Source organism: Bacillus sp. FSL R5-0523, assembly GCF_037975295.1.
GTDB lineage: Bacteria > Bacillota > Bacilli > Bacillales > Bacillaceae > Bacillus > Bacillus subtilis.
In genome coordinates, this window is sequence record NZ_CP150251.1 from 2959046 (window position 1) to 2971772 (window position 12727).

Genomic DNA, 12727 nt, shown 5'->3' on the forward strand with positions numbered 1-12727 from the left:
AATGAAATATCTTATCGTAAAAGGGTTTGCAATGTCAATATGATTCAGAAGAAATAGGCACCTATATTGAGGGAAAACAATGGAAATGCACACACAAAAAATAATAAATAGTATAGACTATTTGAAAATATATGTTATACTAATTCACAATTAGCAAAACACAAAAAACGATAAAGGAAGGTTTCATATGAACTCAGTTGATTTGACCGCTGATTTACAAGCCTTATTAACATGTCCAAATGTGCGTCATAATTTATCTGCAGCACAGCTAACAGAAAAAGTCCTCTCCCGAAACGAAGGCATTTTAACATCCACAGGTGCTGTTCGCGCGACTACAGGCGCTTACACAGGACGCTCACCTAAAGATAAATTCATCGTGGAGGAAGAAAGCACGAAAAATAAGATCGATTGGGGCCCGGTGAATCAGCCGATTTCAGAAGAAGCGTTTGAGCGGCTGTACACGAAAGTTGTCAGCTATTTAAAGGAGCGAGATGAGCTGTTTGTTTTCGAAGGATTTGCCGGAGCAGACGAGAAATACAGGCTGCCGATCACTGTCGTAAATGAGTTCGCATGGCACAATTTATTTGCGCGGCAGCTGTTTATCCGTCCGGAAGGAAATGATAAGAAAACAGTTGAGCAGCCGTTCACCATTCTTTCTGCTCCGCATTTTAAAGCGGATCCAAAAACAGACGGCACTCATTCCGAAACGTTTATTATTGTCTCTTTCGAAAAGCGGACAATTTTAATCGGCGGAACTGAGTATGCCGGTGAAATGAAGAAGTCCATTTTCTCCATTATGAATTTCCTGCTGCCTGAAAGAGATATTTTATCTATGCACTGCTCCGCCAATGTCGGTGAAAAAGGCGATGTCGCCCTTTTCTTCGGACTGTCAGGAACAGGCAAGACCACCCTGTCGGCAGATGCTGACCGCAAGCTGATCGGTGACGATGAACATGGCTGGTCTGATACAGGCGTCTTTAATATTGAAGGCGGATGCTACGCTAAGTGCATTCATTTAAGCGAGGAAAAGGAGCCGCAAATCTTTAACGCGATCCGTTTCGGGTCTGTTCTCGAAAATGTCGTTGTTGACGAAGATACACGCGAAGCCAATTATGATGATTCCTTCTATACTGAAAACACGCGGGCAGCTTACCCGATTCATATGATTGACAACATCGTGACTCCAAGCATGGCCGGCCATCCGTCAGCAATTGTATTTTTGACGGCTGATGCCTTCGGAGTCCTGCCGCCGATCAGCAAACTGACGAAGGAGCAGGCAATGTACCATTTCTTGAGCGGTTATACGAGTAAGCTTGCCGGAACCGAACGTGGTGTAACGTCTCCTGAAACGACGTTCTCTACATGCTTCGGCTCACCGTTCCTGCCGCTTCCTGCTCACGTCTATGCTGAAATGCTCGGCAAAAAGATTGATGAACACGGGGCAGACGTTTTCTTAGTTAATACCGGCTGGACCGGGGGCGGCTACGGCATAGGCGAACGAATGAAGCTTTCTTACACGAGAGCAATGGTCAAAGCAGCGATTGAAGGTAAATTAGAGGATGCTGAAATGATAACTGACGATATTTTCGGCCTGCACATTCCGGCACATGTTCCTGGCGTTCCTGATCATATCCTTCAGCCTGAAAACACGTGGACCAACAAGGAAGAATACAAAGAAAAAGCAGTCTACCTTGCAAATGAATTCAAAGAGAACTTTAAAAAGTTCGCACATACCGATGCCATCGCCCAGGCAGGCGGCCCTCTCGTATAAAAAACAAAAGCCAAGAGCAATTATGCTCTTGGCTTGTTTTAATTGACGGAATGCAAAGAAGTCAGCTTGTACGTAATGATGGTCCGGCCTTCTTCCCATTGAAGCTTCTGCACTTCAGCTGTGCCTGACTTTTCGCCAAACTTTGTTTTGCGTACATCCATTGGAATCTCCATCGGATATACTCGGTATCCGTCCTTCTCTAACGTGAATATATTCTCATCTATGCGAACTTCTTTTCCTTTTGTCACAATCAGTGTATTAAATTCAACAGGCATTCCCAAAGTGAAATCCCCTTTCGTTCTCTTTTTTCTTTATCATAACATATTTCACTGGTAGCGGTTTTTCATCCATTGTGTGAGCTGCCGCACGATACGCCGGTTTTCTTTTGGCGGGAAATAATGTGTGAATGTACTGTAGTACCACGTCTCCACCGGCTTATGCAGTTGTTTTAGCTTCTCTTCTAATAAATAGGAATGCTGAATCGAAACATTTTGGTCTTTTTCTCCATGGATTAACAGCACGGGAGCCTGAATTTTGTTTACTTGGTCAAACGGTGTCCTCCATTGATATTCCTCAGGCACCTTTTTCGGTGTTCCGCCGATGACTCTTTTCATCATTCGCCGCAAATCCTGCCGCTCCTCGTATGTAAGAATCATATCACTGACGCCTCCCCAGGAAACAAATGAAGCTGCCTGCCCGCCCATTTCGATCGCAGTGAGCATTCCCATAATTCCGCCGCGGGAAAAACCGAAGATATGAATTCTGTCCTTCTTGACATTTGGGTGCTGCTGAAGCAGGCGAAAAGCAGAAAATGCATCCTCCCTGTCTTCTCCGGCAAAATCCTCATTGCCTTCTCCTCCTTGATTTCCTCTGTAAAAAGGAGCAAACACCACAAACCCTTGGGATGCAAACTGGATAATCCGGCCCGGCCGAACCATGCCCACGCTTTTAATCCCGCCGCGCAAATATAAAAATCCGTCATATTGTCCCGGTTCCGCCGGCTCAGCCAGAAGCCCCTTAACCCGTAATCCATTTGACAGATAGCAAATCGTATACAAACGCACATGCTGGCTTGGCGACGGAAATCTTCTTTTCTCTATAATCAAAACAGCCGCCTCCTTTTTTTCTATATGCTTTCCTTACTCCAAAATTACATCCGGAGAACCTGGTTAGGCATTCACACATTTTTATACCCATCATACGATATGTAAAGCAAAAAAGGATATTAACTTGATGCGAAATAAGGAGGTTGTCTATGTGAACAGATGGTTAAGGCTGGGCTTCGCCTGTGTCGGCAGTATCTTTCTGATGATCGCCCTGGCGGCTTGCAAGCAGGAAGAAACGCTCACCAAAGTCAAAGTAGCTGAAGTGACCCATTCAATTTTTTACGCACCTTTATATGTTGCTGAGTCTAAAGGTTTTTTTAAGGAAGAAGGGCTTGATGTCGATGTGAATACGACCTGGGGCGGAGACAAAACGATGACATCGCTTCTTTCCAACGGCTCCGACATCGCGCTTGTCGGGTCAGAAACATCTATTTATGTCGAAGCGCAAGGGGCTAAAGATCCCGTCATTAATTTCGCCCAGCTGACTCAGACAGACGGAACGTTTCTTGTCGCGAGAGAAGTTGTTGAACACTTCGACTGGGATCAGCTGAAAGGAAAAACGTTTCTCGGTCAGCGAAAAGGCGGCATGCCGCAAATGGTCGGCGAGTATGTGCTGAACAAACATAAGATTGACCCGCATAAGGATATAGACCTCGTCCAGAACATAGACTTCGCCAATATTGCCAATGCGTTTGCTTCTGGAACCGGCGAGTATGTACAGCTCTTTGAACCGCAGGCTTCTCTCTTTGAGAAAAAAGGCATCGGCCATATCGTGGCTTCATTCGGAGAAGAATCAGGAGAGGTTCCTTATACGACTTTTATGGCGAAACAAAGCTATTTGAAGAAAAATGAAGACACAGCCGTCAAGTTTACAAAAGCCATTTATAAGGCGCAGCAGTGGGTTGAAAATCATTCTGCAAAGGACATCACAGATGCCATTAAAGATGAATTTGATGATACCGACCCAGACGTCATCGAAACATCCATTGAACGCTATAAAAAACAGCATTCATATTCGCCAGACCCTCTGCTTAACGAAAAAGAATGGGAGCTTCTCCAAACCATTATGGATCAATCGGGAGAACTGCCGAAGCACATTCCATACAATCAGCTTGTAAATAAAGAAATTGCTGAAAAAGTCACCTCGGAGAAATAGGAGGCGCCATCTATGTCTTTCTTACATGTCGACCATGTAACCCATACTTATTTTTCTATTAAAGAAAAAACAACGGCTGTGCGGGATATTCATTTCGATGCCGAAAAAGGCGATTTCATCTCATTTCTCGGCCCAAGCGGCTGCGGAAAAACAACACTGCTTTCCATTATTGCCGGTTTGATTGAGCCATCAGAAGGCAGAGTTCTGATTGAAGGCCGTGAGCCGAATCAAAAAGAACATAATATTGGCTATATGCTTCAGCAGGATTACTTATTTCCCTGGAAATCTATCGAGGAAAATGTGCTTCTCGGTTTAAAAATCGCCGACACGCTGACAGAAGAAAGCAAAGCCGCTGCACTCGGTCTATTGCCGGAGTTCGGCCTCATAGATGTGGAGAAAAAATATCCGAAAGAGCTGTCAGGCGGGATGCGCCAGCGGGCTGCGCTTGCAAGAACACTTGCGCCTAACCCTAGTCTGCTTTTGCTGGATGAGCCATTTTCCGCGCTTGATTTTCAGACAAAGCTGTCTTTGGAAAACCTGGTATTCCGCACATTAAAGGAATATCAAAAAACAGCAGTGCTTGTCACTCATGATATAGGGGAAGCGATAGCGATGAGCGATACGATCTTTTTATTTTCAAATCAGCCGGGCACCATCCATCAGATTTTTACCATTCCTAAGGAATTGGCCGCGATGTTGCCTTTTGACGCCCGTCAGGAACCTTCCTTCCAGACACTGTTTCAAACGATATGGAAGGAGCTGAATTCTCTTGAGAAACAGCAAAGAAACCATTGATCTGCTTCACGAGCAGTATCAATTCAAACAGAAAAAGGAAAAGTGGAAGGTCCATTCCTTTCAGCTTGCCATATTTATTCTCTTTTTCTCGGGCTGGGAAATCTCCAGCAGGCAGGGCTGGATCGATCCGCTGATCTTCAGCTCTCCATCAGCTGTGTGGCGATTATTGCTGGAGAAACTTGGTGACGGTTCTTTACTGTCACACATCGGCGTCACTTTATTTGAAACGGTGCTTGGCTTTTTGCTTGGGACGTTTATGGGCACGTGCCTCGCCGCTTTGTTATGGTGGTCTAACCGACTTGCCAGAATTTTAGATCCGTATCTTGTGATTTTGAACGCAATGCCGAAAGTGGCCCTGGGCCCGATCCTGATTGTCGCGCTCGGTCCCAGTTTTATCAGCATCATTGCGATGGGAGCCATCATCAGCGTCATTATCACAACCATCGTTGTCTACACCGCCTTCCAAGAGGTCGACGAAAACTATACGAAAGTCATGAAAACATTCGGCGCAAAAAAGTGGGTTATTTTTAAAGAAGTCATACTGCCTGCATCCTCCCCCGCGATTATTTCAACACTAAAAGTGAACGTCGGTTTATCATGGGTTGGCGTCATTGTAGGGGAATTCCTCGTTTCGAAGGTCGGATTAGGATATATGATTATTTACGGATTCCAAGTCTTCAATTTTACACTCGTCTTCTTAAGCCTGCTGATCATCGCCATCTTCGCCACTCTGATGTATCAGGGCGTCGAGCTGCTGGAAAAGAAATGGACGAAGGGGAGGACATAAAAAACCCGGCACATGTGCCGGGTTTTTTATTCAATCCATCCAGATTCTTTCAGTTTTTTCAAACTGATCGGAAGAACGGAATCCTTCATAATAAAGCTGAATTTTTTATTGCGGGAAAGGTTCTCCGGCAGCTCGTGAAACAAAACCGGGCCTTTCGTTTCAAAGTAATCAGCCTGCTTTTCAAGCTTTTCTATATCTGCAAAATATATATTTTTTACAATCACTTTTTCTTTTCCGAGAACTTTATACTGTCCGAGATACTTGAGGCTTTTGACTCTCGCGCCCGTCTCTTCCTTTACTTCCCGGAGCGCAGCCTCTTCTGCGCACTCCATCGGCTCTACTTTCCCGCCTGGAAACTCATAGCCTCTGTCCTCATGTTCTGTTAAAAGCCATTTGCCGCCAAAACGGCAAATCACCCAGACATGCTTCGGGCTGTCCGAGAAAGGCTGATCGTCAAAGGAAAGCTGAACAGTATTCTGATAATAATCTTTAAACTCGTACATGTTTATCCCTCAAATCCGTTCCTAGCTATCTTCCATACATCATACCACAGTTACGTTTCTTCGGAAGCCTTTTATCAAAAAATAAGGGAAACCCAGCACGCCGTCAGGTTCTGCATGCAGACTAGCTCGTACAGTTTTTTGCGATAGCTTTTGCCGAAAAGTGCGGCCGACGCTCTGGGCTTTATTATGACCCTCGAACAGGGAAAAGTTACGGTTTGCGCTTAAATTTATTTTTTAACGTTTCTAAAAGATCGACAAGCATCTGAGGAACCGGTATGCCAAGAGAACTGGCTGTTACAACAATTTGCACAGATTCATAAAGAATATAAAACATAATAGCCAAGTCACGAATTGATCCCTGTGTATTCAGCAGCTGATCAAAAAAGTGGCATACAGAGATCAGAGCCAGCGTGACTAATTTTTTGACAAGCCGGGCAAATACCTTTTTAAATGACAGTTTGTGAATAATGGTTTCCTTCAAAGTCGTACTGATAAATTCAATTGCCATCAGAGAGAGCAAAATCAGAAATGAATACTGAAAACCTCCAAAGAAAAAACCCGCTGCTGAAACGCTGACTGCTAAAAACGAAAAGATGCCAAAGTCTCTATCCATTTATCCCAACATCCTTTCACAGAAACGGCCTTACGATATTCTATGGAAAACAAGCCGAACGGATTGGATTTTTCAGAAAAATGGACTGGTTGTCGCCTATTTTTCAGATACAAAAAGAAAAGCCGGACGTCTTTTTTAAGACATCCGGCCGTTCTATTTTTGAACTTAACCTAGGTAAGCTTTTAGCATCCAGTTATGTTTTTCAATATTTTGATGGATCGCAAGAAGCATGTCCCCTGTTGTTTCGTCACCGACTTCATCAGCTAAATCCATGCCGTTTTTCAGCTCTTCCGCGATGACTGTGAAATCATCATATACGCTTTGAACCATTTGTTCAGCTGTTTCATTTCCAGCCGCTTCTTTGACAGAAGCCGTTTCTAAGGATTCCTTCATTGTTGCAATCGGTTTTCCGTTCAGCGCCAAAAGACGTTCTGCTAAGTCATCAATATAAGTTGCCGTTTCATTGTACAGCTCCTCAAACTTTTCATGAAGAGTGAAGAAATCTTTTCCTTTCACATACCAGTGATAATTATGTAGTTTCACATACATGACCGTCCAGTTGGCTACTTGTTTGTTCACTGCTTGAATCAATTGTTCTGACATGGTATCTCCTCCTTGTTATATAACTATGTTTACCCTTAATATCGTACGCTAAAACCTCTTTTTTACCCTTATCTGTCACGATTTCTTCTATTATGCTACAATTGTTAAAAAACGGGAGGTGGAATGTCATGACGCTTCTCATTACGATAAGTATTTTGATTGTGCTGGCTGTTTTGCTTGTAACCATTTGGACGACTGTAAAAGCCTATAATGTAAAGCATACCATTGATCCACCACAAGAAAATCACTCTGATTCACACAATCAATGATGATGTGAATGCTCCTCTTCTGACTGATTGCTGGCAGCATCGGCGTCTCCGACTTGGACTTTTAAGGTCGGCATGCTATGCTGTTTTTTTGCTGTGACATGGGATTGGACAGTGTATACACCATCTTCCTTAAACGTCGTTTCCAATCGGTATACGCCTTTTTCTTGTTTCGCCTTAAACATTTGGCTTGCGTCTTTTTCCCCTTCTTTCCATACTTCAAACTCTACTTCATCGGCATCCGTCACAGCTTCATCACCATATGTTACGGCTGCTTCATAAGCAGCGCTTTCTCCGGGATTTACTTTTTCAGGCCCGGTCAGCTTGACATCCAAAACCTCGGGCGTCTCAGCTGTATTTGCTTTGCTTTCACCAGATCCGCATCCATTAAGCAATAAAGCAGAAAAAAGCAGAACAACCAACATCTTTTTCATGCCATCACCCTTTCATCGTTTACCTAAATAGTAGCAAACGCTTACAGCAAATGGTATACAAAATATGAGACGTCACAAAAAAGACCTTTTTGCTTATGCGCAAAAAGGTCCTTTCTATTTTAGCCAAATACTTTTAGCAATTCTTCTTTATCCTGTGAAAGCCAGAAACGCATTAAACGTTTAGCGCCTTCCAAATCATGAAGCTTCGCTTGGCCGCACTGCTTTTCATTCGCAGCTGGTATTTCTGTAATCTCTACCGCTTCCTTCATTGTGTCTTCAAGCAGATCAACGATTTCCGCTGATGTCGGCTCTCCGCTCACAACTAGATAATAGCCTGTCTGGCAGCCCATTGGAGAAATATCAATGATATCAAAATGATCGTATTTCTCAGCGTGAGAACGAATCGTAAACGCGAGCAAATGCTCGAGTGTGTGAATGGTGTCAGGCTTCATCGCCTGTTTATTTGGCTGACAAAAACGAATGTCAAATTTATTTACAACGCCGTCTGTTCCTACTTTATGCACGCCGCAATGTCTTACATATGGAGCAACAACCGCATTATGATCAAGCTCAAAACTTTCTACTGAAGGCATAATGGCACTCTCCCTTTTTTAAAAATGTAATTTCATTATAACATACCTTTCCGATAAGAATAATCGAATAGCTTTTCAATCTGCGTTTTTTTTCTTATACTTGCATCAGAAAGGTTGCTGAATACATATGAAAACCCTATTTATCGCTCTGATCAGAGGATATCAAAAATTCATCTCGCCGCTGACGCCGCCAACATGCCGCTTTTATCCGACTTGCTCTCAATATGGAATCGAAGCGATTAAAACACATGGGGCTTTAAAAGGCGGCTGGCTGACAATCAAACGGATTTTGAAATGCCACCCGTTCCATCCGGGAGGGGTCGATCCCGTTCCTGAAAAGAAACACAAACATTAAGCGTTATAGCCATTTACGACAAGATCCAGTTTTCCTGTGTCAGGATCAATAACCAAGCCGTGGACTGGAACGTTTTCCGGGAACAGCGGATGATGTTTAATGACTTCTACGCTGTCTTTCACGCTTGCTTCTACTGAATCAAAGCTTTTAAACCATTGATCAAAATCAACACCGGAGTACTTTAATGTTTCGATGCGTTCTTCCGGAATTCCTCTTTCTTTGATTCTATCAAGCATGCTTTCGCTGCTGATTTTGCTCATGCCGCAATCGTGATGTCCGATCACACATACCTCATCGGCGTTCAGCTCGTACACTGCGACGAGTAAACTTCTCATGATGCTTCCGAATGGGTGTGTCACAAGCGCACCGGCACTTTTAATGATTTTCACATCGCCGTTTCGCATATTCATTGAATGCGGCAGCAGTTCAACCAGACGAGTGTCCATGCAAGAAAGAATCGCCATTTTTTTATCGGGGAATTTTGACGTTTTATACTTTTCATACTCTCTTTGTTCAGTAAATGTCTTGTTAAATTCGAGAATATCATTTAGAAGACTCATGTTCGTTGTCCCTTTCTATTCTTTTTACTCTTCAATATATCACAACACTTGTTTATTCGTCATAATAAAAAAAGACAAACCCTCAGGTCTGCCTTATTTCCCCATGTTATAGCGTTTTTTGAACTGCTCAACTCGTCCGCCTTTTTCATTGAATTTCTGGCGGCCTGTATAAAACGGATGCGTGTCAGAGCTTACTTCTACTTTAATGACGGGATATGTGTTACCGTCTTCCCACTCTGCTGTTTCATTAGATGTTTTCGTAGAGGTGCTTAGAAAACGGTAGCCGCTGTTGACATCCTGAAATATCACTTTGTGGTTCTTTGGATGAATTCCTTCTTTCATGCGTATCTCCCTTCTTCAAATCGTAATAATTACGTTTTATTTTATAACGTCACAAACGTTTTGTCAATCTTCTTACATCCTTCCCTCTGTTCTTTCATCGTAAACTCATGGCATTTAAGAATAGGAAGAATAATCTAACCGAGGAAGCAAATAATAAACCCAAAATACATAAAGAACGTCATTTGAGAAAGGTGGTTTACGATTGTGGATGATTTAGTTTTGGCCAGAAGCCTTTTTGGCACGACAATGGGCTTTCATATCATTTTCGCAACGCTTGGAGTCGGTCTGCCGCTCATGATTTTAGTGGCGGAATTGATCTATCAAAAAACGAAAGATGACCATTATGCGATCATGGCGAAAAGGTGGACGAAAGCACAAGCCGTTTTACTGGGAGTCGCCATACCGACCGGAACGATCGCGGGCACTCAGCTCGCGCTTTTATGGCCGGGATTTATGGAAGTCATCGGCCGGGTCATGTCCCTGCCGTTTCAAATTGAAATCTATGCTTTTTTTGTTGAAGCCCTATTCATGTCGATTTATGTATACGCTGCAGACCGTTTGTCACCTGCAATGAGGATTGTTGCTGTTTTCTTTGTGTTAGTCGGGGCAGCAGCATCCGCTGTTCTGATCACGAATGTTCACGCTTTTGAAGGAACGCCCGCCGGTTTTAAAATTTCAAACGGAAAAATTACAGATGTTGACCCGTGGGCTGCGTTTTTTAATCCAAGCTTTTTTATCACTGCCGGCCATGTCGTGCTGTCCGCGTTTATGACCGGTGCGTTTATCGTGGCTTCTGTTGCGGCGTATAAAATGATCCGGACGAGGAAAAAGGAAAAGGTCTATCGCTTTCACCGGAAAGCCCTTTTGCTCGCACTGACGATCGGCGGTATTTTTTCATTGCTGACCGCTTTGAACGGACACGAATCTGCACAGATGCTGTACGAATACCAGCCCGAAAAATTAGCCGGTGCGGAAGGCCTGTTTGAAACAAGATCCCATGCCCCGCTCGCTATCGGCGGTTTTACCGACCCGAATGAAGAAAAAGTAAAATGGGCAATCGAGATTCCATGGGCTTTAAGCTTTTTGGCAGCGAACCGTTTTGACACTGTTGTAAAAGGATTAAATGCATTTCCGAAAGACGAATGGCCGCCGCTTTTCATTCACACGCTGTTTAATGCGATGGTCGGTGTAGGCATGCTGCTTATTCTTTATTCCATTATCGGTGTGGTCTGGAGAAAGGTGCTCAAGAAAGACCGTTTCCCAACGTGGCTTTTGGTCATTTTCATGACAGCAGGCCCTTTTAGTCTCATCGGCATTGAATTCGGCTGGATTTTCGCATGTACGGGGAGGCAGCCTTGGGTCATCTATCATCTGCTGAAAACGTCAGATGTCGTAACAACGACTGGCTCGATCGGGGTGCTGTTCTTATTTTTCACATTTGTTTATGCCGTGTTAGGCGCAGCTGTCGTCTACGTGCTGCTGTATTATTTCCGCAAGCACCCGGTTGACGAAGATTTAAATACAGCGGAGTCGTAATGGCTCCGCAAACAGGAAACCAAATGGAAGGAAGATCGTACAAATGGAGATTTCAACTGACGCTCTGATCGCCATCTCAATTATCTGGGGCTTTGTGTTTATTTACGCCGTCATGGCGACAATGGATTTTGGAGCGGGATTTTGGTCTATGATCTATTTAAACAAGGAGCATATGAAGGCCACCGATATTGCGAATCGCTTTTTGTCCCCAACTTGGGAGGTCACAAACGTCTTTATTGTGGCCATCGTCGTGGCGCTTTTCAGTTTTTTCCCCGGCGCTACATTTGTGCTCGGCACCGTTTTATTAATTCCCGGAAGCATGATTTTGCTGCTTTTAGCGATTCGAAGCGGATTTCTCGTTTTTTCAAATACAGCAAAGGAGCGGAAAACGCTAAGATATATTTCCGGCATCTCCGGCTTTATCATTCCTGCTATTTTAATTTTGGTGCTTCCTGTGACACACGGAGGGTTTATAGAAAAAACGGATGGAATCTATAACTTAAATATGTCTAAAATCTTTTCAAGCCCCAACGCCTATTCATTTATCGGGTTTGCGATTTTAAGCACCTTATTTTTGTCCTCCCTGCTGCTTGCAGATGTTTCAAATGTGGCAGAGGAACAGGATGCGTACCGAGCCTACAGAAAAAGCGCCCTGATTACCGGCCCGATTTCACTGTTGTTTGCTGTATGCATCATGGTGACGATGCGGAATGAAGCAAACTGGCTGTACAGCGGAATGCTGAATGATTTTACTTGGATTATTGCATCGTTCATTACATTTGTCATTGCTGGAATCGCCCTTTTCCTGCCTAATAAGAGCTTTGGGCAAAACATCGGAAAACCGCGGCTTGCACTTGTCGCGATTGGGATACAGTATTTTCTCGCAAGCTACGCGTACGGGCGGGCGCATCTTCCGTATATGATTTATCCCGATGTGACAGTCATGTCAGGCTTCACAGAGCCAGCAACGTTCAGAGCGCTGTTTGCAACGTATATCGTTGCATTTATCATTCTATTTCCGGGCTTCTTTTTCTTCTGGAAAATGTTTATGCGAGATAAACGCTATATCCGCCAGGAGGAATAGAGGGCAAACCAGCCGGCAATACTAATCCAGAACCTTTATAAGGAGGGGATGGCATGGAGCAGAAAATTCTATGTGAGGTCAACAACTGTTCTTATTGGGGCAAAGGAAACAAATGCACCGCTGATGCCATTTATGTTGTCAGCCATACTGGTGAAACGGCTGAAAACAGCCGGGAAACAGACTGCAAAACGTTTAAGCCGCATGAATTGTAATTAAAAGAAAG

18 protein-coding genes are annotated in these 12727 nt (G+C 43.8%); 9 read left to right on the plus strand and 9 right to left on the minus strand.

Translation table 11 applies throughout. The annotated features are described in order from the left end of the window. Nucleotides 1-187: 187 nt before the first annotated feature. Entirely contained in the window at nucleotides 188-1771 is a 1584-nt protein-coding gene (gene pckA, locus NYE53_RS15170) for a phosphoenolpyruvate carboxykinase (ATP) (RefSeq protein WP_339245450.1), read from the plus strand. A gap of 38 nt (nucleotides 1772-1809) precedes the next feature. On the opposite strand, the gene NYE53_RS15175 is transcribed toward pckA, so the two are convergent. Then, a complete protein-coding gene (locus tag NYE53_RS15175) occupies nucleotides 1810-2052 on the minus strand; it encodes a DUF2584 domain-containing protein (RefSeq protein ID WP_004398611.1) in 243 nt (80 codons plus the stop codon). A 45-nt stretch (nucleotides 2053-2097) separates the two neighbouring features. Then, the gene (locus NYE53_RS15180) at nucleotides 2098-2877 is read right to left on the minus strand and encodes a prolyl oligopeptidase family serine peptidase (RefSeq protein WP_339245452.1); all 780 of its coding nucleotides are present in this window, start codon (nucleotides 2875-2877) and stop codon (nucleotides 2098-2100) included. Nucleotides 2878-3028: 151 nt separating this feature from the next. Between NYE53_RS15180 and NYE53_RS15185 the strand changes: the two genes are divergently transcribed. From NYE53_RS15185 to NYE53_RS15195, 3 genes are read left to right on the plus strand one after another with little or no spacing between them, the layout of a single operon-like run. Continuing rightward, entirely contained in the window at nucleotides 3029-4033 is a 1005-nt protein-coding gene (locus NYE53_RS15185) for an ABC transporter substrate-binding protein (RefSeq protein ID WP_339245455.1), read from the plus strand. A 12-nt stretch (nucleotides 4034-4045) separates the two neighbouring features. Beyond that, a complete protein-coding gene (locus NYE53_RS15190; protein WP_003229092.1) occupies nucleotides 4046-4828 on the plus strand; it encodes an ABC transporter ATP-binding protein in 783 nt (260 codons plus the stop codon). Then, on the plus strand, nucleotides 4803-5615 hold the full coding sequence (locus NYE53_RS15195; RefSeq protein ID WP_003229090.1) for an ABC transporter permease: 813 nt from the start codon (nucleotides 4803-4805) through the stop codon (nucleotides 5613-5615). The genes NYE53_RS15190 and NYE53_RS15195 overlap by 26 nt, the downstream gene beginning before the upstream one ends. A 26-nt stretch (nucleotides 5616-5641) precedes the next feature. Here NYE53_RS15195 and ytkD read toward each other — a convergent pair whose 3' ends face one another. From ytkD to NYE53_RS15210, 3 genes are all read right to left on the minus strand, one after another. After that, entirely contained in the window at nucleotides 5642-6118 is a 477-nt protein-coding gene (gene ytkD, locus NYE53_RS15200) for an RNA deprotection pyrophosphohydrolase (protein WP_003229087.1), read from the minus strand. A 208-nt stretch (nucleotides 6119-6326) separates the two neighbouring features. Then, nucleotides 6327-6731, minus strand: a complete 405-nt coding sequence (locus tag NYE53_RS15205; RefSeq protein ID WP_003229085.1) for a holin family protein — start codon at nucleotides 6729-6731, stop codon at nucleotides 6327-6329. A gap of 165 nt (nucleotides 6732-6896) precedes the next feature. Then, nucleotides 6897-7334: a Dps family protein gene (locus tag NYE53_RS15210; RefSeq protein ID WP_003229083.1), complete on the minus strand. Its 438-nt coding sequence runs from the start codon at nucleotides 7332-7334 to the stop codon at nucleotides 6897-6899. A 128-nt stretch (nucleotides 7335-7462) separates the two neighbouring features. Here NYE53_RS15210 and ytzI point away from each other — a divergent pair, with 128 nt between their 5' ends. Then, the gene (gene ytzI, locus NYE53_RS15215) at nucleotides 7463-7603 is read left to right on the plus strand and encodes a YtzI protein (RefSeq protein ID WP_003229081.1); all 141 of its coding nucleotides are present in this window, start codon (nucleotides 7463-7465) and stop codon (nucleotides 7601-7603) included. On the opposite strand, the gene NYE53_RS15220 is transcribed toward ytzI, so the two are convergent. Together NYE53_RS15220 and NYE53_RS15225 are read right to left on the minus strand one after the other, a co-directional pair. After that, on the minus strand, nucleotides 7597-8034 hold the full coding sequence (locus tag NYE53_RS15220) for a FixH family protein (RefSeq protein WP_339245457.1): 438 nt from the start codon (nucleotides 8032-8034) through the stop codon (nucleotides 7597-7599). The genes ytzI and NYE53_RS15220 overlap by 7 nt on opposite strands. Nucleotides 8035-8153: 119 nt before the next feature. Beyond that, the gene (locus NYE53_RS15225) at nucleotides 8154-8627 is read right to left on the minus strand and encodes an S-ribosylhomocysteine lyase (protein WP_003219361.1); all 474 of its coding nucleotides are present in this window, start codon (nucleotides 8625-8627) and stop codon (nucleotides 8154-8156) included. A gap of 127 nt (nucleotides 8628-8754) precedes the next feature. On the opposite strand from NYE53_RS15225, the gene yidD reads away from it, so the two are divergent. Next, on the plus strand, nucleotides 8755-8982 hold the full coding sequence (yidD, locus tag NYE53_RS15230) for a membrane protein insertion efficiency factor YidD (protein WP_014665092.1): 228 nt from the start codon (nucleotides 8755-8757) through the stop codon (nucleotides 8980-8982). On the opposite strand, the gene NYE53_RS15235 is transcribed toward yidD, so the two are convergent. Next, complete coding sequence (locus NYE53_RS15235) at nucleotides 8979-9542, minus strand: carbonic anhydrase (protein WP_014665093.1); 564 nt, start codon at nucleotides 9540-9542, stop codon at nucleotides 8979-8981. The genes yidD and NYE53_RS15235 overlap by 4 nt on opposite strands. 93 nt (nucleotides 9543-9635) lie before the next feature. After that, the gene (locus NYE53_RS15240; protein WP_003219346.1) at nucleotides 9636-9884 is read right to left on the minus strand and encodes a type B 50S ribosomal protein L31; all 249 of its coding nucleotides are present in this window, start codon (nucleotides 9882-9884) and stop codon (nucleotides 9636-9638) included. 204 nt (nucleotides 9885-10088) lie between these two features. Here NYE53_RS15240 and NYE53_RS15245 point away from each other — a divergent pair, with 204 nt between their 5' ends. The 3 genes from NYE53_RS15245 to NYE53_RS15255 are packed head-to-tail and all read left to right on the plus strand — an operon-like array spanning nucleotide 10089 to nucleotide 12716. Next, on the plus strand, nucleotides 10089-11420 hold the full coding sequence (locus NYE53_RS15245; RefSeq protein ID WP_339245460.1) for a cytochrome ubiquinol oxidase subunit I: 1332 nt from the start codon (nucleotides 10089-10091) through the stop codon (nucleotides 11418-11420). 43 nt (nucleotides 11421-11463) lie between these two features. Further along, entirely contained in the window at nucleotides 11464-12504 is a 1041-nt protein-coding gene (locus NYE53_RS15250) for a cytochrome d ubiquinol oxidase subunit II (RefSeq protein ID WP_015384444.1), read from the plus strand. A gap of 53 nt (nucleotides 12505-12557) precedes the next feature. After that, a complete protein-coding gene (locus tag NYE53_RS15255) occupies nucleotides 12558-12716 on the plus strand; it encodes a DUF1540 domain-containing protein (protein ID WP_014665097.1) in 159 nt (52 codons plus the stop codon). The last annotated feature ends 11 nt before the right edge of the window (nucleotides 12717-12727 follow it).